This window comes from Arthrobacter sp. I3 (assembly GCF_000520575.1).
In the GTDB taxonomy this organism is placed as follows: domain Bacteria; phylum Actinomycetota; class Actinomycetes; order Actinomycetales; family Micrococcaceae; genus Arthrobacter; species Arthrobacter humicola_A.
In genome coordinates this window covers 27,178-49,108 of the sequence record NZ_KI914908.1, presented here as the reverse complement: position 1 = coordinate 49,108, position 21,931 = coordinate 27,178, and the positions used below count along the sequence as shown (strand labels likewise).

The following is a 21,931-nucleotide window of genomic DNA, read 5'->3' as shown; positions in this document are numbered from 1 at the left end:
ATGGCCGGAAGCTGTCGAACTCTGAGAGGGTCATGCACGCCCTCCCAGGAATGCCACTGCAACTGCCGCGGCCATGCCCGCTACTGCCATGCCGGCCCTTCGGTACATCTGCGGAAGGTCGGCCGTGGGTACCCGTGGGTCCGGCGGAAGTCCGTAGACCTCGGGTTCGTCGAGGAGCAGGAAGACTGATCCGGTTCCGCCGACGCCGTCGTTTTCGTTCGCACCGTAGAGCCTTGCCTCCGTCAGACCTTGCGCGTGCAGGCTGGAAACGCGTTCCCTGGCCGTCTCCACCATGTCGTCATGGTCGCCGAACTTGATAGACGTCGTAGGGCACGCTTTGGCGCACGCGGGGGTCTCATCCGCGACAAGCCGGTCGTAGCACAGCGTGCACTTCTGAGCGATGCCCGCATTGGGGACGGCGGGATGCTTGGCGTGCTGGTCGTTCCTGCTGGTGGCCACCTTGACCGAGCCATCGGCGCGGCGCTCGATGACGCCGAAAGGACATCCGGCGACGCAGGTTCCACAGCCGTTGCAGACGTCATCCTGTACCACCACGGTGCCGAATTCGGTGCGGAAAAGCGCTCCGGTGGGGCACACATCGAGGCACCCGGCGTGCGTGCAGTGCTTGCAAACGTCGGAGGACATCAACCACCTGAAGTCTGCCGTGTCCGGGGGCGTGGTGTCGGCCTCGGCCAGGTCCGTCGCAGCTGGCGATGCCGTGGCCGGCGGACCAATACGCGGCATGCCCAGGCTCACCAGGGCGCGGCCTGATTCCCGCGCCTCCACAATGCGGTCCTGACCTTGCTCGATGAACGCCACATGACGCCAAGTGCTGGCGCCCAGCGCCCCGGTGTTGTCGTAGGACGACCCGAGCAGCTCCAGATTGCCGTCCTGCGGGTTATGGTTCCACTCCTTGCAGGCAACCTCGCAGGCCTTGCACCCGATGCAGATCGAGGTGTCGGTGAAAAAGCCCTTCCGCGGATGGCTGTGCTCCCAGTGGGCATCGGCGGTGGGGTCGGTCGGTCCGGACAGCTGGCCCATCTAGTCCTCCAACATCGGATTGGTAATGGCGCGGTTGCCGGTCTCGGCGGTCAGTCCCGCCCGCGCCTGATAGGCGGCGACCATTGCCCGCAGTTCCTGCCCGCGCGGCCGGCGGCCCGGGCGGATATCGCAGGAGGCGACCTTGGACTCCTGGATCTGGACGTTGGGGTCCAGCGTCACGCCAAGCAGGTCATTGGCGGCGTCGCCACTGACGACGGCGTTACTGCCCACGCCCCAGTGGTAGGGCAGCCCGATCTGGTGCACGGTGTGACCGCCCACGGCCAGGGGTTTCAGCCGGTCAGTGATGAGCACCTTCGCCTCTATGGCCGAGCGGGGCGAAATAATGGTGGCCCACCCGTAGGGCTCAAGCCCCCGCTCGGCAGCCAGTTCAGGCGAAACCTCACAGAACATCTCCGGCTGCAATTCGGACAAGTAAGGAAGCCAGCGGCTCATCCCGCCGGCGGTGTGATGCTCAGTAAGCCGGTACGTGGTGAAGACGTACGGGTACACGTCGGCGCCGGGAGTGCCGGCACTTGGCGCACTGAAGTTGCCCGCGTGCGGGAACACCAACCGCGCCGGACTCTGCTGCTGCGGGTAGAGCGCGTTGGCCACGGGGGATTCCTGAGCCTCGTAGTGGGTGGGAAGGGGCCCATCCACAAGGCCCTTCGGGGCGAACAGCCAGCCCTTGCCGTCGGCCTGCATGATGAAGGGGTCATCTCCGCTAAGGGCTGCAGGGCCGCCGAGGGCCGGGTCGGGCTGGCTTCCCGGAGCCCGGTCCACCGGGAAATCGGGAACGTCGTCGCCGACCCACTTTCCTTGCTCCTGGTCCCACCAGATGTATTTCTTCCGCTCGCTCCACGGCTTACCGGCGGGATCCGCGGACGCACGGTTGTAGAGGACCCGGCGGTTGGCTGGCCATGCCCAGCCCCATTCCGAAGCCACGGGCCCTTGTTCCTGACCAGGCTTACGGTTGGCAGCGTGGTTGGAGCCACCAGCGTAAACACCGGTGTAGATCCAACAGCCAGCGGCCGTGGAACCGTCGGCGCGAAGTTCGGTGTAGGCGGAGAGGGGCTTACCGGCGTCCGGTCCAGCCAGTTGGCGGCCGTTGATCTCCGCAAGCACAGCCTCGGCATCCGGATCGCCGTGCTCATCCGTGGGATAGTCCCAGGTCAGGTCGAGCAGGGGACGGTCCCGCTCGTCCTCGGAGCCAGCCAGCTTCGCCCGGATCCGTTGGCCTAGCTCGAAGAAGAACTGCAGTTCGCTCTGGCACTCCCCGGGCGGTGCCACCGCCTGGTGCCGCCACTGCAGCAGACGCTGGGTCTGCGTGAACGAGCCGGCTTTCTCCACATGGGTGGCTGCGGGCAGGAAGAAGACTTCGGTCTCGATGTCCTCGGTGCGCAGTTCGCCGGATTCGATCTCCGGGCCGTCCTTCCACCAGGTGGCCGACTCGATCATGTTCAGGTCACGCACCACCAGCCACTTCAGATGGGACATGCCAAGCCGTTGCAGCCGGCCGTTGGCCGAGCCCACTGCGGGGTTCTGTCCAAGGATGAAGTAGCCCTCCACCTCGTCCTTGAGCATGCTCATAGTGGTCTCATATGTGCCGTGCGCCCCCGTCAGCCGCGGAAGGTAATCATAGGCCCAGTCGTTGTCCGCGGTCGCGGCTTCACCCCACCAGGCCTTCAGCAGGCTGACGGTGTAGGCGTCGGCGTCGGCCCAAAAGCCCTTTTGCTGTTTTGACCCGACGGCTGCCAGATATTCACTGAGGCTGTCGTGGCGGCCGGCACTGGGCATCGGCAGGTAGCCGGGTAGCAGGTTGAACAATGTGGGGATGTCGGTGGACCCCTGGATGCTGGCATGGCCGCGAAGGGCCATGATCCCGCCGCCGGGGCGCCCCACGTTTCCCAGCAATAGCTGAAGGATCGCCGCGGCCCGGATGAACTGCGCTCCCAAGGAATGCTGAGTCCAACCCACCGCGTAGGCAAAGCAGGTAGTCCGGTCGCGTCCCGAGTTTTCCGTGATGCTGCGGGCAAGATACTCGAAATCCGCCACTTTGATGCCGCACATGTCCCGGACCATCTCCGGGGTGTACCGGGCATAATGCCGCTTGACGATCTGGAAGACCGTCCGGGGGTCTTGCAGGGTGTCGTCCCGCTGAACTTCGGCATGCTCCAGCGGCGGCCCNGTGTCGGCGGCAGCACGGGCGGACGCTTCGGCGCCGTGTTCGCGGCTGGGCCCGGGCTCATGAATCGCGCCCTCACCTTGTTCCGCGTACGCCCAGGACGACGTGTCGTACGCCCTTTTTTCCGGATCGAAACCGGAGAACAGGCCGCCCAGGTCCTCGGCATCGCGGTAGTCCGCATGCACCAGCGTCGCCGCATTGGTGTACGCGCCGACGTACTCCTTGAACCAGAGGTCATTGGTGATGACGTAGTTAATCAGGGCGCCCAGAAGGACGACGTCAGAGCCGGCCCGGATCGGAATGTGCTTGTCCGCGACGGCGGAGGTACGCGTGAAGCGGGGATCGACGTGGATGACCTTAGCTCCGCGTGCCTTAGCCTCCGCAACCCACTGGTATCCCACCGGGTGGCATTCGGCCATGTTGGAGCCCTGAATGACGATGCAGTCGGCATTGGCCATGTCCTGCAGTGATTGCGTCGCACCACCGCGCCCAAACGAGGCTCCCAAACTGGGAACCGTGGAGGAGTGTCAAATGCGGGCTTGGTTCTCGATCTGTACCGCACCGGCAGCCGTGAAGAGTTTCTTGATCAGGTAGTTCTCTTCGTTATCGAGTGTTGCCCCGCCCAGCGAAGCAATCCCCATCGTGCGGCGAAGCAGCCTGCCTTCCTCGTCTTCTTGCTGCCACGTCCTGCGGCGGGTCTCGATGAAGCGGTCCGCCACCATGTCGACGGCGGTGGCCAGGTCCAGGTGCTGCCACTGGGTGGAGCGCGGCGCACGGTAAAGCACACCGGTTTGACGGCCTGGCGAGTTGACCAACTGTTCACTGGCAGAGCCCTTGGGGCACAAGCGGCCGCGGGATATTGGCGAATCCGGATCGCCCTCGATTTGAACGACCTTTTCGTCCTTGACGTAGACCAGTTGTCCGCAGCCCACGGCGCAATACGGGCACACGCTCTGCACCACGCGGTCAGCGGTGACCGTCCGTGGAGTAATGGCCCTGGTCTGCGGGGATGTCACCGCCGGACCGCGGCCCAAGAGGTCGCCCGTACTCAACTGCCGGACGACCGGCCACTGAAGAAAACTGCGTCGTGCCATGAAAGGAGCCTACCCAATCAGGGCCCCGGGGAACAGGGGCGGGTACTGACTGTGGAGGAACGAGTGTCATGGTTTCCGCAACAGACCCCCTGCCAGCTTCTTCCCGTTTGTTATGTCGATTATTGGGAATGCAGACAGAGAATGCCGCTCGGAGGACGCAACGAGTGCGATTGCGGATAACGCTGACCGCCACACCGCTTTAGAATTTCTGGTAGCTGTCACCCGGGACCAGGGACGGGAAACCACGATGAAAGGAAGCCCATGAACACTGACCCAAGCAAGGCCGGCGCCGTGAATGCTGCGCCACTCACCGTGGACCCTACCGGGCAGGACCCCACCGTTAAGGACCCTGCTGCGGATGTGAAGCTGCAGCTTCAACTTGCTATTTTCGAGGCCAGCAAGGACTCCGAAGGCAAAAGCCTCGCCGAGATCCTAGAAAGCCTGCGGTCCGCCTTCGCCGCGCGCGGCGTTGCGGAACCGCCGGCCACGTGGTTAGAATCCGTCGCCTCTTCAGCGTTCTATGGTGAGCCCTACCTCCTTGATTTCCCCACTGCGATCGCAGCAGACGCCGTCGTGCCCGCTCCGAATCAGGAAGTCCGGAACCGCCTCGCGGCCCGCCGCGAACTTCGGGCGGAAGAGCTTCCGCCCGGAATCTTCCCCTCCCGGAACGATTGGGACGTGCCCGTCATCGAAGCTCCCGCGGGTGCCCCCGAGCCTGTCAACCCGGCCACCATGTCCCGGCGGGCGACGAGAATCGCTGCGGGCCTGGCGTTCGTAGGAGTTGTGGCCGCGGCCACCGTCGTGATCGTCCAGTCTGCCCGTGCATCCAACCGACACAGGACGACCCTGCGGGCCCGCACCCCTGGAGGGAGAGTCAGCTAAGGCAGCAAGCTCAGCTGCCCGCTGGCTCCCCGCCGCTTGGAGAAGAGGTTATTCTGCGACGGAACGTGGTGGAGTTCCGCTTTAACGTCTGAGTCAGCTCCGGTACCTCCCGGGAATCCTCGGTCGAAGTGTTGGGGAACTTAACGTTCTTCCGAGACGGTGATTGTTCCCGAGGCGGTGGCGGCTCGGAGTGCGCTAGCCTGAACGGCGTGGACCGCATAGACATGGATGACGCTGCAACACTCGTGACCCTGCTGCATGATGGGAGGCGCTCCTCGTCGCTCCGTGCGCTGCTGCCGGGGTGGGACATGCTGCAGGCCGACGTCCCTTCCCGGGAACGGGTAGAGACGGCAATAGCGGTCCTGGTCGGTTCCAGCCTTGCTGAGGTCGACTCATCGTGGGGGATGCGGCTCACGGAGCAGGGCGTGCAGCTCAGGCGGTCCGTGAAAGGTGCTCGGGGGATGCGGGAGATCCCGGGGGCAATCAGCGATCTGCTGGTAGGACGCCAGTTGAGCCGTGCAACGCTGAGTCTTCCTCACGAGGTCTTTGATGCGGCGCGCGAGGACTATCTGGACGCGGCCCAACGCAGGGCTGAGCGCCGATCGCGACATCGCTGGTGGTGGCCCGACCCATCCAGGCCCCGTCCAAGGAAGCCGTCGGGCTAGGATCGCCGCGCCGCTGAGCATGCCGACGTTGTCGCGGACGAGCTGCGCCAGCTGGGTCACCCGAACACATCCGAGTCGTTCACCCGTCTGGCCGACCACCTGCGCAGCGGTGTGACGAGGGCCGCGCAGGGAGTTCAAAGCAGACTTGTGTTCTATGCTGCGGGCGGGTTGCGGAAAGATCGCGGGCCAGCGGTTGCCAACGGCGGCCTGAATCCACAGGTCCTCGACCGTGCACCGCTGGTGGCGGAGACGTTTATTCGTTACGGAACGTCGTGGAGTTCCGCTTCAACGTCTAGTTTCTGATCTGCTTGAGGCCAAAAGCGATAGCCGCTAAGAACACGTGTTCTTGGCGGCTATCGCTTTTGCGAGCGGGTGAGGGCTTCACGGACGGTTGGTTATGAGGCGGACTCAAGCCAGGAGCTAACGGCGTCCCGTGCGGCGGCGGGCTGCTCGTGGAACAGGAAGTGGCCGGCACCCTCGACGACGGTGAACCGGGCCGTGGGCAGCGCTTTTCGAAATGCCCGCCTTCAACGAGCACGGACTGGCGCGCCCGCGCTTGGAGCTGCTCCGCGGAGTCGGCTCGGGCGGACGTGCTTACGAGTGCGAGAGCGGTGACGCGATCTGGCGCTTGTCGGATGACTTCGAGGGCGACGTACCCTCCCATGCTTGTTCCGAGAACAGCAATGTCGCCGACGTTCCCGCGGAGGATCCGTTCGGCCATGGCCGCAATGGTGTCGTCTTGCCGGGTGTCGGCCAAAGTGACTTGCCCGCGCGTCCAGACGGTATCGATCACCGGGGCGTAAGCGAGGGAAGAGCAGAGCAGAGGCGGTATCAGGACAATCTTCACGTTCTCAGTCTTGCTGCACCCGCCGACAATAAACCATCGACGCAGGCGTTCTGGCTCACGGTAATCATTTCGACCATCAGAACAGACCAACCGCGTTGATCCAACGAACGAAACCGAATCTGTTATCAACGGGCGATGCTTACGGGCTTTACGGCCAGGTTGTTAGGATCGGGCCGACCATACTGACCATGAGCGTTTACCCGAGAGAGCGAGGATCCGTGAAAGCCGACCATTATGACAGTTTTGCCGGGAGCTACTCGGCGGAAAACGAGTCTAGCCTCCTCAACGCCTACTACGAGCGGCCGGCGATGATTGACCTCGCCGGCGACGTCGACGGCCACCGGGTCCTGGATGCAGGGTGCGGCTCCGGGCCCCTGTCCGCGGCACTGAGCGCGAAGGGCGCGATCATGACCGGCTTCGATTCCAGTCCTGCGATGCTCGAATTTGCAAGACTGCGACTGGGCGCAACCGCGGATCTATACTTGGCCGACCTCAGCAAGCCGCTCCCTTTCGCGGATGGCTCCTTCGACGACGTTGTCTCGTCCTTGGTCCTGCACTACCTGGAGGACTGGTCAGCGCCGCTTGCCGAACTGCGGCGCGTGCTGAAGCCGGGCGGTCGTCTGATCCTGTCGGTCAACCACCCCACGGTCAGCGTGATCACCCAACCAGCCGAGGACTACTTCGCCATCCGGCAGTACTCGGAGGATTACGAGTTCGATGGCGTGCCTGCGGTTCTGACTTTCTGGCACCGACCACTTCACGCGATGATCAACGCCTTCACATCGGCGGGATACCGCGTCGCCACCGTGAGCGAACCAGGGCCATCTCCAGACACGCCGCACGAACTCCTTCCGCCGCGCATCCTCACCGGCGAGAAGACAGCATTCCTGTCCTTTATCTTCTTTGTCCTCGAAGCCGGCTGATGGCAGCTGAGGGACGTGAGGACACGAGCCGCCGCCGTCCCAAGTTCACGCCAACGACCTGTCGCGATGGTCAACTGATGAGAAGGAGGCTCTTCGCCGCCCGGCAGCGCGGTAATTCTGCCAAGTAATTAAGGATTAACTGGAGGAGCCCCGATTCTCGGATCGGGGCTTTTCCCGTGTGCGGCGCTTTTATCCTTTTGTTACGCCGCGTCAACGTTTTGTGGGAAAGCTGGCCCTGCGGAACCTGCCCAATGTTGCAGCTCCATAACGAACTTTACGGTGAGTCAACTTTGGTGGCTCCAAAGGGTCTTTGGGGTTACGCTTCATGCCATGTGAGACGGGCCACACTGCCGCTGGGGGAGTGTGGACGTCTGTCTGGCGCCTTCGGCGCCGGTCTCACCCACACCACAGAAACAAGGAGGCGGAATGCGCTTGGGTCGTATTTCCAAAGCAGTGGGCGTGGCGGCAGCAGCTGCCATCGCCCTCAGCGCCTGCGCGGGCAACAGCGGCGGGACAACCCCGACCACTGCGGCGGCAGCAAGCAAGCAAGGCGGATCGGCAACCGTAGTAGAGGTCAACGCGTTTAACACGTTCAACCCGAACACGGCCGATGGAAACACTGACATCAACTCGAAGGTCAGCTACGCCACGCACTCGGGCTTCTTCTACATCGACAACAAGCTCAACGTTGTCCGCAATGAGAAGTTCGGCAAGATGGAAAAGGTCTCTGACGATCCGCTGACGGTGAAGTACACCATCAACGACGGCGTGAAGTGGTCCGACGGCACTCCTGTTACCGCAGCCGACCTTGTGCTGCAGTGGGCCGCCTTCTCCGGTTACTACAACGACGCCGACGCGGAAGGTAAGACCGGAACGTCCTACTTCTCCTACGCCGGTGACCCCACCGGTATCGCCCTCACCGACTTCCCGGAACTCGGTGACGACGGCCGCAGCATGACGCTGAAGTACTCCAAGCCCTTCGCGGACTGGGAAATCGCCCTCGGCGGCCCCGGTATTGACATCCCCGCCCACGTCCTGGCCAAGAAGGCAGGCCTGGCGGACACCAAGGCGTTCATTGACCTGCTGAAGGGCATGCCCCGCGGCGATTCCAAGGCCCCCAAGCCGGCGAACGCCCAGCTCAAGGCTATGGCGGACATGTGGAACACCGGCTTTGACACCAAGACCCTGCCGGCCGATCCGAGCCTGTACCTCTCCAATGGCCCGTTCCTCGTCAAGAGCATCAACCAGGACCAGTCCCTGACCATGGTCAAGAACAAGGACTACAACTGGGGACCGGAAGCCAATCTGGACGAAATCACCGTCCGCTACATCGGTGAGGCACCCGCCCAGGTCCAGGCTCTCAAGAACGGCGAGGCGGACATCATCGCCCCGCAGGCATCCGCGGACACCGTGGAGCAGCTCAAGGCACTCGAAAGCCAGGGCGTGACGGTCGACGTCGGCAACCAGCTCGCGTACGACCACATCGACCTGAACTACTCCGGCCCGTTTGCCGACAAGAACGTCCGCGAGGCGTTCATGAAGGCCGTCCCGCGTGCGGACATCGTCGACAAGATCGTCAAGAAGCTGGATCCGAAGGCTGCACCGCTTGACTCCCAGCTCTTCGTTCCGGACCAGGCCCCGTACGCCGACTCGGCCAAGAACAATGGTTCCTCCGCCTACCAGGGTGTGGACATCGAGGGTGCCAAGAAGCTCCTCAACGGCGCCACCCCCGAAGTTCGCATCATGTACAACAAGGACAACCCCAACCGTGTTGACGCTTTCTCCCTGATCAGCGAGTCCGCCACCAAGGCCGGCTTCAAGATCGTCGACGGCGGCCTCGGCAAGTCTGACTGGGGCAAGGCCCTCGGTGACGGCAGCTACGATGCCACCATCTTCGGCTGGAGCAACTCGGGTGTCGGCGTGTCCGGCGTTCCGCAGATCTTCAAGTCCGGCAACGACTCCAACTTCAACCAGTTCAGCGACCCCGCAGCCGACAAGCTGATGGACGAACTGATTGTCACCACCGACAAGAGCAAGCAGGACGGCCTCGTTGCGCAGATCGACAAGATGATCTGGGATTCGGCCTACGGCCTGCCGCTGTTCCAGTCGGTTGGCGTGGACGCGTACAGCGACCGCATCACCGGTGTGAAGTACATGCCGAACCAGACCGGCGTTTGGTGGAACTTCTGGGAATGGGCACAGAAGTAGCCCGCGACCCCAAGTAACACTGCTGGAAAGGCGTCGGGACCACAGCTTCTTCGGTCCCGGCGCCTTTCTGGCGACATCCCTGACGATGCCGTGGTCCCGCCGCCACATCGGCGGGAACCGGCCAAACTCCGCGACCGGTCCGGGCAATCCCTGGGCCCGAATTCCGAGGTTCTATTCCAATGGTGACCTACATCTTCCGGCGGCTCGTGACTGCCGCCCTCATCCTTCTCGGTGCGTCCTACCTCGTATATCTCCTGACAGCGGCGTCCGGCGATCCCCTCGAGGAATTCCGCGCCAACCCCACGCCCCAGAAGCAGCAGCTCATGGACGCGAGGACCGAGCTCTTGCAGCTGGACACACCGGCCCCGCTGCGGTACTTCAAATGGTTCGGCGGCGCTGTCCAGTGCCTCGTTCCGTTCGCCAACTCCTGTGACCTCGGGAAAAACATCGCCGGTCAGCCCATCACCGAAGCCCTCGGCTTCGCGCTCGTCCAGACCCTGACCCTCGTCACCGCGGCAACGGTGCTCGCCATCCTGATCGGCATCACCCTGGGCATCGTCACCGCCCTGCGGCAGTACAGCACCCTGGATTACGGCGTGACGTTCATGGCCTTCCTGTTCTTCTCACTGCCGATCTTCTGGGTCGCCGTCCTGCTCAAGGAATTCGGCGCCATCGGCTTCAACGACTTCCTGCGCAACCCCGACGTGCCGCTGCCCGCGGCCCTCGGGATCGGCGTCGTCGTCGGCGCAGTGACAGCCGTCGCGGCGGGCGGCACCATGCGGCGCCGGCTGCTGGCCGGCGCCGTCGCCTTCGCCTTCGTCACCGCGGTGCTCATTTACTTCTCCGCCACCGAATGGTTCAAGACCCCGGGCCTGGGCCCCGTGGTCATCGCCATCGCCGGTGTCGGCATCGCGTTCGCCGTGACCCTGCTCTCCGCCGGGCTGAAAAACCGCAAGGCCCTGCAGTCGGCCCTGATCGCCGTCGGCGTCGGGGTCGTGCTCTACTTCCTCCTTCAGCCGCTGCTCAATGAGGCCACATTCCTGATGATCGTGCTCCTGGCGGTCGCCTTCGTCCTGATCGGCATGGGCATCGGCTACCTGGTGGGGGGCTACGACCGCGGGCAGTCCATGCGGGCGGCAGCCATCACCTCGTTCCTGGTCGGCTTCCTGATCCTGCTGGACCGGTACATGCAGGCGTGGCCCAGCTACTTCAACAACAGCCGTGTGCGCGGCCGGCCGATCGCCACCATCGGTGCCAGCACGCCGAACATCCAGGGCGACTTCTGGGTCCTGAGCCTTGACTCCTTCACCCACCTGATCCTGCCCACCCTGGCCCTGATCCTCATTTCACTTGCCAGCTACACCCGCTTCACCAGGGCCTCGATGCTCGAAATCATGAACATGGACTACATCCGCACGGCCCGGGCCAAAGGCCTGAGCGAGCGGACCGTCATCATGCGCCACGCCTTCCGCAACGCACTGATCCCGATCGCCACGATCGTGGCCTTCGACATTGGGGCGCTGATCGGCGGTGCCGTCATCACCGAAACCGTCTTCTCGGTCCGCGGCATGGGCTTCCTGTTCCTGGACGGGATCGCGCACACCGATCCCAACCCGGTCATGGGCGTCTTCATCTGCGTGGCCATCACGGCCATGGTCTTCAACCTCATCGCGGACCTCGCCTACTCCGCACTGGATCCGCGCGTAAGGGTAAAAGCATGAGCCAGCCAAGTCAGCAGGAAGTAATCATGGCCGAAGACGAAGCCTCGCGGATATCAGCCGCGGCCGGCGTTGAGCCGGTCCTTGAGGCCAAGGGCCTCAGCCAGGGCCAGATCGTCCGGAAGCGGTTCCTCGGACACTCCGGCGCCATTATCGGCCTCGTGGTGTTCGCCTTCATTTTCATCCTGGCCTTCACCTCGGTGGGCTACCTGGGAATCCCCGGCTGGTGGAAGTACTCCCACACGCAAGTCTCGCCACTGGTCAACGGCGGCGCGCCCACCTCCTCGCTGTGGCCGCTGGCCTGGGGCGAACATCCGTTCGGCCAGGACCGGATCGGCCGCGACCTCTTCGCCATGACCATGCGCGGCGCGCAGCAGTCCATCACCATCATGATCGTGATCGGCCTCATCGCCGGCCTGATCGGCGTCGTGGTCGGTGCCATCTCCGGCTACTTCCGCGGCTGGTCCGAGGCCATCCTGATGCGCCTGACCGACGTCATCATCATCATTCCGGCCCTGTTGCTGGCCGCCGTCATGGCCGCCCTCGCCGGCCGCCGGGACCAGGGGAGCTGGTTCGCCTCCTTCGCCAGCACCAACGGCGTTCTGGCCCTCGGGATCTTCCTGGGCCTGATCAGCTGGGTCGCCCTGGCCCGGCTGATGCGCGGCGAATTCTTGTCCCTGCGCGAACGCGAGTTCGTGGATGCGGCCCGGATTTCCGGCGCCAGCAACGCCAGGATCATCTTCAAGCACATCCTGCCCAACGCTGTCGGCGTGCTGATCGTGAACGTGACCCTGACCATGTCCGCCGCGATCCTCACCGAGACGGCGCTGAGCTACCTCGGCGTCGGCGTCAAGGCCCCGGACACGTCACTGGGCCTGCTCATCTCCCAGAACCAGCAGGCTTTCGCCACACGGCCCTGGCTCTTTTGGTTCCCGGGCATGTTCATTGTGCTCATCTGCCTCAGCATCAACTTCATCGGCGACGGCCTGAGGGACGCCTTTGACCCACGGCAGAAGAAGTTCAATGCCAAGAAGGCGGCCGATCATGGGGGTGCCGCGGTGCAGGCAGGTACCGTCACCGGACTTGGCGCCTCGGCGCCTGAGGATCCCCGCAACGACGGGCCGTCTGACGGAACACGGGGCCAGTAGATGCCGGCCCCCTGCACGACCGCTCTAACCGGCGGTAATCGCCAGGTAGCTTGCCGCCAGGAGCAGTACGACGGCGCCAATCGCCACCCAGCGGACTGTCACCGTTGCCGCGGTGCTGGCGGCGTCGCCTGCGGCGAGCTGCCCGCCTTCCACGAGGTCATGCCACCGCGCCCGCACCATCATGGCAGCCTGGCCGGAGTCCGTGGTCTTCAGATCTCCCGGACGGACCGACTTGCCGGGACCGTAAGTGGTTGCCGGCAGGCCGTGGAGGTCCTCCGGGCGGGCATGGCGGCCGCCCCAGATACCGGGGGCGGGCGCGGCCCAGGAGGTGTAGCTCTTCCGGGCGGTGACCAGCGTCAGTGCAAAACGGGTATCGACGTGCACCAGCGCTGCCCACGGCACCTCGATCGAGCGGAACGGATTCTCCAGGGTGACGCCGGCATCGTGGACTACAACGGACGGCATCCAGAACAGTTGCCAGCCCATGAAGGCAATGAAGGCCAGCGGGGCGATGCCGCCCAGCGCCCCCGGACCCGCCATGACTACCGTGACCACGACACCGAACGCGGCCACCGCCCAGGAGAGCAACGCGAACCACTTGTTGGTTCGTGCTTTGAAGACTTCAACATTTCCGGCGTGCGGCGTAGAGCTCATGCCCCCAATAATTCAGTATTCCGAGCCGCAGCACTAATCCCCGGTGCACCGGCGGCCCGGGCGGAAGGATAGCCCAACATGACTGACTTCATCACCCTCGATCCGCCGGCGTCACCTGTGCCTGGCAAAGGCGAAACTGTCCTGGAGGTCCGGGATCTCAGCGTGGATTTCGGCGTGGACAAGAAATGGGTCCCGGCAGCGATCGGCCTGAACTACGAGGTCCGGGCCGGCGAAGTACTCGCCATCGTGGGGGAGTCCGGCTCCGGAAAGAGCGCCAGTTCAATGGCGCTGCTGGGTCTGCTGCCCAGTAACAGCCGTGTGACAGGAAGTGTCAAGCTCGCCGGCCGTGAGCTGCTGGGGAGCAATGAGGCCAATATCCGCGCGGTGCGCGGCAAGGACGTCGCGGTGATCTTCCAGGAGCCGATGACGGCCCTGAACCCGGTGTACACCGTGGGGTCGCAGATTGTTGAAACTGTGCGTCTGCACAACGAAGTTTCCCCGGAAGAAGCCCGGCTCCGGGCCCTGCGCATGCTGGAACTTGTCGAACTGCCGGATCCGGAGAAGGCCTTCCGGTCCTACCCGCACCAGCTTTCCGGCGGCCAGCGCCAGCGCGCCATGATCGCCCAGTCGCTCTCCTGCGACCCGAAGCTGCTCATTGCCGATGAGCCGACCACGGCCCTCGACGTGACCGTCCAGGCCGAAATCCTTGACCTCATGCGCAACCTGCGGAACAAACTGGACAGTGCCATTGTGCTCATCACCCACGACATGGGAGTGGTGGCCGACCTCGCCGACCGGATCGCCGTCATGCGCAAGGGCCTGATCGTGGAGACGGGCACGGCAGCGCAGATCTTCCACAACCCGCAGCACGAGTACACCAAGGCGCTGCTGGCTGCGGTCCCGCACCTGGGTCAGGGTGGCGCGGATTCCACGGCGGACGTGGACGTCACCGCCGCCCTCGCCGCCGCGACCCACGTCGAGATCCTCTCCATTCCGGAAGACGAGCTGATCCGGCGGGAGCGCGAAAACGCCGCTGCCTTGGCCGCGGCCGAAGCGGCCAAGCCGAAGGGCGAGCCGGTCCTGGAGCTCACCGATGTCGCCATCGAGTACCCAAAGCAGGGCCGGGTGCCGGCCTTCCGTGCCGTGGAAGGGGCCAACCTGGTCATCTATCCCGGCCAGGTGGTCGGTCTCGTCGGCGAGTCGGGCTCCGGAAAGACCACCATCGGCCGGGCCGCCGTCGGCCTGCTGCCGGTGGCGGCAGGCACTATGCGGGTAGTCGGGCAGGACATTTCAGCAGCCAAGAGGAACGGCCGGCAGCTCCACGAGATGCGCCGGCATGTCGGCATGGTGTTCCAGGATCCGTCGTCGTCCCTGAACCCCAGGCTACCCATCGGGGAAAGCATCGGGGAGCCGATGTTCCTGGCACGGGCCGCAAAGGGCGCCGACCTGCAGCGGCGGATTGAGGCGCTGCTGGACCAGGTCGAGCTGCCGCGCGACTACCGCAACCGCTACCCGCACGAGCTCTCCGGCGGGCAGAAGCAGCGCGTGGGGATCGCGCGGGCCCTCTCGCTCAAGCCCAAGCTGATGGTCGCCGACGAGCCCACCTCCGCCCTCGACGTCTCAGTCCAGGCCAAGGTGCTCGATCTGTTCCAGAACCTGCAGAAGGAACTGGGGTTCGCCTGCCTCTTCGTCACCCATGACCTCGCGGTGGTGGACGTGCTCGCGGACCGGATCTGTGTCATGCAGCGCGGCAGGATCGTGGAGCAGGGGACCCGCGACCAGATCCTCCGCAATCCCCAGGAGCCCTACACCCAGCGGCTTTTGGCGGCGGTTCCGCTGCCGGATCCGGACAGGCAGCGAGAGCGCCGCGAACTGCGCGCGCAGCTGCTGTCAGGGGCCAGCTGAGGCTTACCCCGAGGGGGCTGGAACGGGGCCGAAAACCGGCAGATTCCAGTTAAGCGCGAGTAACCCAGGTCACACTGCGGGCGAATACTACCAGTCAGTAGCGTGTGACTTGAAATACCCTCCACTTGACGTTAATCGTCATGAGATTGTCGGATCACGGTTTGGCAACAGAGTTCCAACATTTGGACGGTTTAGGGCTAGGCTACTTCCATATGTAGGCCACGTCACAGGGGATACCCCTGTGCCTGCTTACGGGGAAGCATAAGTTTTTCCCTCACAAACTCCCACAACTCATAGGAGGCGGAATGCGTTTTTCGCGCACTTCCAAAGCACTGGGCATGGTGGCTATCGCCGCCCTCGCCCTGACCGGATGCGGTGCCAGCGGCTCCGCGACCGGTAGCGGCAGTACCGGCGGCGACACCAGCAAAGTGATCCTCGCCGACGGCTCCGAACCCCAGCGTCCCCTCATGCCCGCCGACACCAACGAAGTCGGCGGTGGCAAGGTCATCGACATGATCTTCGCGGGTCTGGTCAGCTACGACCCCAGCGGCAAGCCGGTCAACGAACTCGCCGAGTCCATCGAGGGCAAGGACGGCCAGCACTTCACCATCAAGGTCAAGAAGGGCCAGAAGTTCACGAACGGCGAGGCCATCACGGCCAAGTCCTTCGTCGATTCCTGGAACTTCGGCGCCGCAGCCAAGAACGCCCAGCTCAGCGGTGGCTTCTTCGAAAGCATCAAGGGCTACGACGAAGCCAGCGCAGAAGGCTCCAAGGTTGAGACCATGTCCGGCCTGAAGGTCGTTGACGACCAGACGTTCACCGTCGAACTGAAGCAGCCGGAATCTGACTGGCCGCTTCGCCTTGGCTACACCGCGTTTGTTCCGGTTCCCTCCGGTGCCCTGAAGGACCCGAAGGGCTTCGGCGAGAAGCCGGTCGGCAATGGTCCGTACAAGCTCGCGGACGGCGGCTGGCAGCACAACGTGCAGATCCAGCTCGTTCCGAACCCGGACTACAACGGCCCGCGCAAGGCCAAGAACGCCGGCGTAACGTTCAAGATCTACCAGAACGACGACTCGGCGTACCAGGACCTGATGTCCAACAACCTGGACATCCTGCAGACCATCCCGACCAGCGCGCTGAAGAACTTCAAGTCTGACCTCGGCGACCGCACCATCAACAAGCCGTACGCCGGCAACCAGACCATCGCCATCCCGGAATACCTGCCGGAATGGAGCGGCGAGGCCGGCAAGCTCCGCCGCCAGGCGATCTCCATGGCGATCAACCGCGAAGAGATCACCAAGGTGATCTTCAACGGCGCACGCCAGCCCGCCAAGGACTTCACGGCCCCCGTGCTTGACGGCTACAGCGACTCGATCGCCGGAGCCGAGAACCTGACTTTCAACGCCGACAAGGCCAAGGAAGCCTGGGCCAAGGCCGACGCCATCCAGAAGTGGGACGCGAACAAGACGTTCACCATTGCCTACAACGCCGACAAGGGCGGACACAAGGCCTGGGTTGAGGCAGTAGTCAACCAGCTCAAGAACACGCTCGGCATCAAGGTTGAAGGCAAGCCGTACGCCACCTTCAAGGAAGCCCGCAACGACGCCACCGCCAAGACCCTCACCGGCTCCATCCGTGCCGGCTGGCAGGCAGACTACCCGTCGCTGTACAACTTCCTCGGCCCGATCTACAAGACCGGTGCCGGCTCCAACGACGCCAGCTACGCCAACCCGACGTTCGACAAGGCCATCTCCGACGGCCTGAACGCCGCCTCGGTCAGCGACGGCAACAAGGCCATGAATAAGGCCCAGGAGATCCTCCTGACGGATCTGCCGGCCATCCCCCTGTGGTACCAGGTTGCCCAGGGCGGCTGGAGCGACAAGGTCTCCAACGTCGACTACGGCTGGGACGGCGTCCCGCTGTACTACAACGTAACCGGTAAGTAACAACAAAACGACGGCGGGGGCCGCCCATACTGGGGCCTCCGCCGTCGTCGTGTTTCCCCTCCATTTATTTTCTTGGTGCCCGGCTCTTTCGGGCGAACTTTTCGCAGCCCTGCCGCCGTGAGCAAACCGGCGCCGGCCTGCATCCATAGTGAAAAGGTTCTTTGATGAACAACTCCGCCGCATCCCTGGACAGGATGCCTGCCAACGAGGGTGTGACTCGCTGATGTCGACATACATCCTCAAGCGTTTCCTGCAACTGATTCCCGTCTTCCTGGGCGCAACACTGCTGGTCTATTTCCTGGTCTTCAGCCTGCCCGGTGACCCCATCGTGGCCCTGTTCGGCGACAAGCCGGTGAACGAGGCGGTCGCAGCCAAGCTGCGCATGCAGTACCACCTGGACCAGCCGTTCTGGATGCAATACCTGCTTTACCTCAAGAGCATCTTCACGTTTGATCTCGGCCAGGACTTCTCCGGACGCCCCATCGCCGCCGTGCTCGGCGAGGTCTTCCCCGTCACGGCGCGGCTGGCCATCATGGCGCTGATCTTCGAGGCCTTTTTCGGCATCGTCTTCGGCCTTATCGCCGGCCTGCGCAAGGGCAAGCTCTTTGACGCCACGGTCCTGGTCGCGTCCCTGGTTGTGATCGGCATCCCGATCTTCGTCCTGGGCTTCCTGCTGCAGTTCACCATCGGAGTCCAGCTCGGCTGGGCCAAGCCGACCGTCAGCTCCGCGGCGACCATCCCGGACCTCATCCTGCCGGCGATCGTGCTGGGACTGGGATCGTTCGCCTATGTCCTGCGCCTGACCCGCACGTCCGTCATCGAAAACATGAACGCCGACTACGTCCGCACCGCCACCGCCAAGGGCCTCTCCCGGTTCCAGGTGGTCCGCGTGCACATCCTGCGCAACTCCCTGATTCCCGTCATTACGTTCCTGGGCGCCGATCTCGGTGCCTTGATGGGCGGCGCAATCGTCACTGAAGGCATCTTCAACGTCCCGGGCGTAGGCAACCGGCTCTACCGGGCCGTGCTGTCCGGGGAAGGGCCCACGGTGGTCTCGATCGTCACCGTCCTGGTGCTGATCTACTGCCTGTCCAACCTGCTCGTTGACCTGCTTTACGGCTGGCTTGACCCGAGGATCCGTTATGACTCCTGATTACACCACCACCGCACGGCACGCCGATTCCCGCCGCCCGGCCCGCCGGACCGAGCACTTCGTGGCCGATGTCTCCGAGACCCCGCTCCAGGTAACGGACCGGGTCAAGGACGAAGCCGCACCGCTGAGCCTGTGGGGCGAGGCCTGGAAGAACCTGCGCAAGCAGCCGCTCTTCCTCATCTCCGCGTTCCTGATCCTGGTGGTCGTCGCGGTCTCCGTCTTCCCGGGAATGTTCTCGCAGATCGACCCCACGTCGGAGGCCTGCCAGTTGGCCAACTCCGATGCGGGCCCGGCCGCGGGCCACCCGCTGGGCTTCACCCAGCAGGGCTGCGACGTCTACGCCCGTGTCATCTTCGGTACGCGGTCCTCGGTGACGGTGGGCCTCTTCACCACCATCGGAGTGCTGCTGATCGGCGGCATCCTGGGTGCCGTCGCCGGCTATTACGGCGGCTGGATCGACTCCGTCCTGGCCCGCATCAATGACATCTTCTTCGCCCTGCCCCTGATCCTGGGCGCGATCGTGATGATGCAGCTGCCGATGTTCCGGACGAACAAGACCGTGTGGACCCTGGTGCTCATCCTGGTCATTTTCGGCTGGCCGCAGATTGCCCGCATTACCCGCGGCGCCGTCATTGAGGTCCGGAACGCCGACTTCGTCACGGCCGCCCGGTCGCTTGGCGTCTCGAAGTTCGGCGCCCTTATGCGTCACGTGATGCCGAACTCGCTGGCCCCGATCATCGTCGTGGCCACCATCTCCCTGGGCACGTTCATCGTGGCCGAATCCACGCTGTCCTTCCTGGGCATTGGGCTGCCGCCCAGCGTCATGTCCTGGGGCAATGACATCCAGGCGGCGCAGGCCTCGCTCCGGTCCAACCCGATGCCGCTGCTCTACCCGGCCATCGCGCTGTCCATCACCGTCCTGAGCTTCATCATGCTGGGCGACGCCCTGCGTGATGCCCTCGATCCCAAAGCCCGCAAGCGATGAAAGGGGACACCATGAGCGCCTCTGTTGACTTCCAGGAAGCTGAGTACGCCACTGAGCGCCCGCTGCTTGAAATCAAGGACCTGGCCATCGGGTTCACCACCAGCAACGGCGAGGTCAACGCCGTCCGCAACGCCCGTCTCACCGTCATGCCGGGCGAAACCGTCGCAATTGTGGGCGAGTCGGGCTCCGGCAAGTCCACCACCGCGCTGGCTGCTATCGGCCTGCTCCCGGGCAACGGGCGGGTCGCGGCAGGCCAGATCCTGTTCGATGGCGAGGACATCTCCAACGCCAGCGAAAAGCGGATGATCGAACTGCGCGGCAACAGCATCGGCATGGTCCCGCAGGACCCGATGTCCAACCTCAACCCGGTGTGGAAGATCGGCGACCAGGTCCGCGAAACGCTGAAGGCCAACGGACTCCCGAGCGGCCCCGACGACGTCGCCAAGGTCCTGTCCCAGGCCGGGCTGCCGGACGCCGGCAGCCGCGCCAAGCAGTACCCGCACGAGTTCTCCGGCGGCATGCGCCAGCGCGCGCTGATCGCGATCGGGCTCGCCTGCCAGCCGCGCCTGCTCATCGCGGACGAGCCGACCTCGGCGCTCGACGTGACCGTGCAGCGCCAGATCCTCGATCACCTGGACAAGATGACCACGGAACTGGGTACCGCGGTGCTGCTGATCACGCACGACCTCGGCCTCGCCGCCGAGCGTGCCGACCAGGTGGTGGTCATGTACCGCGGCCAGGTTGTCGAGTCCGGGCCCTCGCTGGAGCTGCTGCAGAACCCGCAGCATCCGTACACCCAGCGGCTGGTCGCGTCGGCGCCGTCGCTGGCGTCCCGGCGCATCCAGGCGGCCAAGGAACTCGGCGTGGAAACCGACGACATGCTCGCCCCGAGCGAGACCGGCGTGGTTGAGCCGGCCAAGTCCGACGACGTCCTGCAGATCCAGAACCTCAGGAAGGTCTTCAAGCTGCGTTCGGGCCTGGGCAAGTCCACGGACTTCACCGCCGTCGACGACATCTCCTTCAACGTCAAGCGGGGAACCACGACGGCGATCGTGGGGGAGTCGGGTTCCGGCAAGTCCACGGTGGCGCAGATGGTCCTGAACCTCCTGACGCCGACCTCCGGCAAGATCATCTTCGACGGCGTGGACACCTCCACGCTGAACAGCAAGGAGCTCTTCGCCTTCAGGCGCCGGGTACAGCCGATCTTCCAGGACCCGTACGGTTCCCTGGACCCGATGTACAACATCTTCCGGACCATCGAGGAACCGCTGCGGACCCACAAGATCGGGGACAAGGCCAGCCGCGAGAAGAAGGTCCGGGAGCTGCTGGACCAGGTGGCGCTGCCGCAGTCCACCATGCAGCGGTACCCCAACGAGCTCTCCGGCGGCCAGCGCCAGCGGGTCGCGATCGCCCGCGCCCTGGCCCTGGACCCCGAAGTGATCATCTGCGACGAGGCCGTCTCCGCGCTGGATGTGCTGGTACAGGCGCAGGTGCTGAACCTGCTCGCCGAACTGCAGTCCCGGCTCGGCCTGACCTACCTGTTCATCACCCACGACCTCGCGGTGGTCCGGCAGATCGCCGACCGTGTGTGCGTCATGGAGAAGGGCAAGCTGGTGGAAACAGGCTCGACGGACGACGTCTTCGAGTCGCCGCAGCAGGACTACACCCGGGCGCTGCTCAACGCCATCCCCGGCGCCGGCCTCATGCTGCCGCCGGAAATGGACGTGGCCTGAGCGGCCGTTTCCTGAGGGCTTGAAGAAGTCCGCCGCCAGCAGCGCTTAGCAGCTGGCAGTACAGGAGCCGGTGTCCTCCCCTCGGGGCGGACACCGGCTCCTTTGTTGTGCTGCGGCCCGTGCGCTGGCGGTGCCTGCGTTAGCGGCGCCTGCGCCGGGGGGACAAATCTGCGTTAGTGGGACAAACCGGCGAGCATGGCGGGGTCAGCGTAGTCAAACCCCAGGGACTGCAGCCGCTGGCCGAAAACGGCGCCCAGGGCCGCGTGGCCCTGCCGGTTCAGGTGGACCCGGTCCGCCATCGAGCCCGTCAGGTTGTACCGGGTGAGCCAGTCGCCCGCGCTGACGAACGACAGCCCGTGCTGGTCCGCCACCCGCCCCAAAAGCGCGTCCACCTCGCTCCGGCGTCCTCCGCCGTAGTGGGCGCCGCGCCCGAGTGTGCCGACCATGAGTATCCGGGCCGCGGGGTAACGCTGCTGGATGCTGGCGATCAGCCGTTCCGCGTTGGAGACGATCTGCGCGTCGGAGGCGCCGCGTGCGGCATCGTTCCCGCCGCCTTCGATCACCACGAGGGGAGGAGTGCCGTACGGGAGTTTCCAGTCGCCGCGCTGAAGCGCGTCGATGTAGTTGCCGGTCCTGCCGTTGGACGCCACGAAACCGGTGCCGCCCCGGCCACAGAAGAAGACTTTGTACCCAGCAGCGGCCAGACCTTGCCTGGGCCAGCCGTAGGAAGGTTCCGATTGCGAGTCGCCAATCAGCACGGCGACATTGCTGGTGTCCTTGACGATGATCTCGTTGCGGCCGTTGGCAGGATTGCGGTAGGTCGAGCCGCTCGGCAGAGCGGCGGGGG

At 64.5% G+C, this 21,931-nt stretch carries 15 protein-coding genes; 10 read left to right on the top strand and 5 right to left on the bottom strand.

The window, feature by feature from the left end:
- Positions 1–30: 30 nt before the first annotated feature.
- Together Y706_RS0104940 and fdh are read right to left on the bottom strand one after the other, a co-directional pair.
- Positions 31–1,041, bottom strand: a complete 1,011-nt coding sequence (locus Y706_RS0104940; protein ID WP_028275706.1) for a 4Fe-4S dicluster domain-containing protein — start codon at positions 1,039–1,041, stop codon at positions 31–33.
- The gene (gene fdh / locus Y706_RS0104935) at positions 1,042–4,317 is read right to left on the bottom strand and encodes a formate dehydrogenase (protein WP_253906690.1); all 3,276 of its coding nucleotides are present in this window, start codon (positions 4,315–4,317) and stop codon (positions 1,042–1,044) included. It abuts the gene before it with no gap.
- A gap of 261 nt (positions 4,318–4,578) precedes the next feature.
- On the opposite strand from fdh, the gene Y706_RS23695 reads away from it, so the two are divergent.
- A complete protein-coding gene (locus tag Y706_RS23695) occupies positions 4,579–5,199 on the top strand; it encodes a hypothetical protein (protein WP_043434864.1) in 621 nt (206 codons plus the stop codon).
- 957 nt (positions 5,200–6,156) lie between these two features.
- Here Y706_RS23695 and Y706_RS30645 read toward each other — a convergent pair.
- Complete coding sequence (locus Y706_RS30645) at positions 6,157–6,585, bottom strand: alpha/beta fold hydrolase (RefSeq protein WP_343213034.1); 429 nt, start codon at positions 6,583–6,585, stop codon at positions 6,157–6,159.
- A gap of 344 nt (positions 6,586–6,929) precedes the next feature.
- On the opposite strand from Y706_RS30645, the gene Y706_RS0104915 reads away from it, so the two are divergent.
- From Y706_RS0104915 to Y706_RS0104900, 4 genes are all read left to right on the top strand, one after another.
- Entirely contained in the window at positions 6,930–7,634 is a 705-nt protein-coding gene (locus tag Y706_RS0104915; protein ID WP_028275702.1) for a class I SAM-dependent methyltransferase, read from the top strand.
- 426 nt (positions 7,635–8,060) lie between these two features.
- Entirely contained in the window at positions 8,061–9,842 is a 1,782-nt protein-coding gene (locus tag Y706_RS0104910; protein ID WP_028275701.1) for an ABC transporter family substrate-binding protein, read from the top strand.
- A 179-nt stretch (positions 9,843–10,021) separates the two neighbouring features.
- On the top strand, positions 10,022–11,563 hold the full coding sequence (locus tag Y706_RS0104905; protein ID WP_028275700.1) for an ABC transporter permease: 1,542 nt from the start codon (positions 10,022–10,024) through the stop codon (positions 11,561–11,563).
- Between the two features lie 26 nt (positions 11,564–11,589).
- The gene (locus tag Y706_RS0104900) at positions 11,590–12,708 is read left to right on the top strand and encodes an ABC transporter permease (protein ID WP_028275699.1); all 1,119 of its coding nucleotides are present in this window, start codon (positions 11,590–11,592) and stop codon (positions 12,706–12,708) included.
- Positions 12,709–12,732: 24 nt separating this feature from the next.
- Here Y706_RS0104900 and Y706_RS0104895 read toward each other — a convergent pair whose 3' ends face one another.
- A complete protein-coding gene (locus Y706_RS0104895) occupies positions 12,733–13,362 on the bottom strand; it encodes a PH domain-containing protein (protein WP_028275698.1) in 630 nt (209 codons plus the stop codon).
- A 78-nt stretch (positions 13,363–13,440) separates the two neighbouring features.
- On the opposite strand from Y706_RS0104895, the gene Y706_RS0104890 reads away from it, so the two are divergent.
- The 5 genes from Y706_RS0104890 (at position 13,441) to Y706_RS0104870 (ending at position 21,084) form a co-directional block, all read left to right on the top strand.
- On the top strand, positions 13,441–15,267 hold the full coding sequence (locus Y706_RS0104890; RefSeq protein ID WP_028275697.1) for an ABC transporter ATP-binding protein: 1,827 nt from the start codon (positions 13,441–13,443) through the stop codon (positions 15,265–15,267).
- A 305-nt stretch (positions 15,268–15,572) separates the two neighbouring features.
- Positions 15,573–17,213, top strand: a complete 1,641-nt coding sequence (locus tag Y706_RS0104885; protein ID WP_028275696.1) for a peptide ABC transporter substrate-binding protein — start codon at positions 15,573–15,575, stop codon at positions 17,211–17,213.
- 223 nt (positions 17,214–17,436) lie between these two features.
- Positions 17,437–18,366, top strand: coding sequence for an ABC transporter permease (locus Y706_RS0104880; protein ID WP_018773796.1), 930 nt, complete (start codon positions 17,437–17,439; stop codon positions 18,364–18,366).
- Positions 18,356–19,351: an ABC transporter permease gene (locus Y706_RS0104875; protein ID WP_028275695.1), complete on the top strand. Its 996-nt coding sequence runs from the start codon at positions 18,356–18,358 to the stop codon at positions 19,349–19,351. The genes Y706_RS0104880 and Y706_RS0104875 overlap by 11 nt, the downstream gene beginning before the upstream one ends.
- An 11-nt stretch (positions 19,352–19,362) precedes the next feature.
- Complete coding sequence (locus Y706_RS0104870; RefSeq protein ID WP_028275694.1) at positions 19,363–21,084, top strand: ABC transporter ATP-binding protein; 1,722 nt, start codon at positions 19,363–19,365, stop codon at positions 21,082–21,084.
- 173 nt (positions 21,085–21,257) lie between these two features.
- On the opposite strand, the gene Y706_RS23690 is transcribed toward Y706_RS0104870, so the two are convergent.
- On the bottom strand, positions 21,258–21,931 hold a 674-nt coding region (locus tag Y706_RS23690), incomplete at its 5' end, for an SGNH/GDSL hydrolase family protein (RefSeq protein WP_043434856.1).

What these genes read in the sequence shown, in the direction of transcription:
- Y706_RS0104940 (WP_028275706.1), bottom strand. Translation starts at nt 1,041, where the DNA reads ATGGGCCAGCTGTCCGGACCGACCGACCCCACCGCCGATGCCCACTGG.
- Y706_RS23695 (WP_043434864.1), top strand. Translation starts at nt 4,579, where the DNA reads ATGAACACTGACCCAAGCAAGGCCGGCGCCGTGAATGCTGCGCCACTC.
- Y706_RS30645 (WP_343213034.1), bottom strand. Translation starts at nt 6,585, where the DNA reads ATGGCCGAACGGATCCTCCGCGGGAACGTCGGCGACATTGCTGTTCTC.
- Y706_RS0104910 (WP_028275701.1), top strand. Translation starts at nt 8,061, where the DNA reads ATGCGCTTGGGTCGTATTTCCAAAGCAGTGGGCGTGGCGGCAGCAGCT.
- Y706_RS0104905 (WP_028275700.1), top strand. Translation starts at nt 10,022, where the DNA reads ATGGTGACCTACATCTTCCGGCGGCTCGTGACTGCCGCCCTCATCCTT.
- Y706_RS0104900 (WP_028275699.1), top strand. Translation starts at nt 11,590, where the DNA reads ATGGCCGAAGACGAAGCCTCGCGGATATCAGCCGCGGCCGGCGTTGAG.
- Y706_RS0104895 (WP_028275698.1), bottom strand. Translation starts at nt 13,362, where the DNA reads ATGAGCTCTACGCCGCACGCCGGAAATGTTGAAGTCTTCAAAGCACGA.
- Y706_RS0104890 (WP_028275697.1), top strand. Translation starts at nt 13,441, where the DNA reads ATGACTGACTTCATCACCCTCGATCCGCCGGCGTCACCTGTGCCTGGC.
- Y706_RS0104885 (WP_028275696.1), top strand. Translation starts at nt 15,573, where the DNA reads ATGCGTTTTTCGCGCACTTCCAAAGCACTGGGCATGGTGGCTATCGCC.
- Y706_RS0104880 (WP_018773796.1), top strand. Translation starts at nt 17,437, where the DNA reads ATGTCGACATACATCCTCAAGCGTTTCCTGCAACTGATTCCCGTCTTC.
- Y706_RS0104875 (WP_028275695.1), top strand. Translation starts at nt 18,356, where the DNA reads ATGACTCCTGATTACACCACCACCGCACGGCACGCCGATTCCCGCCGC.
- Y706_RS0104870 (WP_028275694.1), top strand. Translation starts at nt 19,363, where the DNA reads ATGAGCGCCTCTGTTGACTTCCAGGAAGCTGAGTACGCCACTGAGCGC.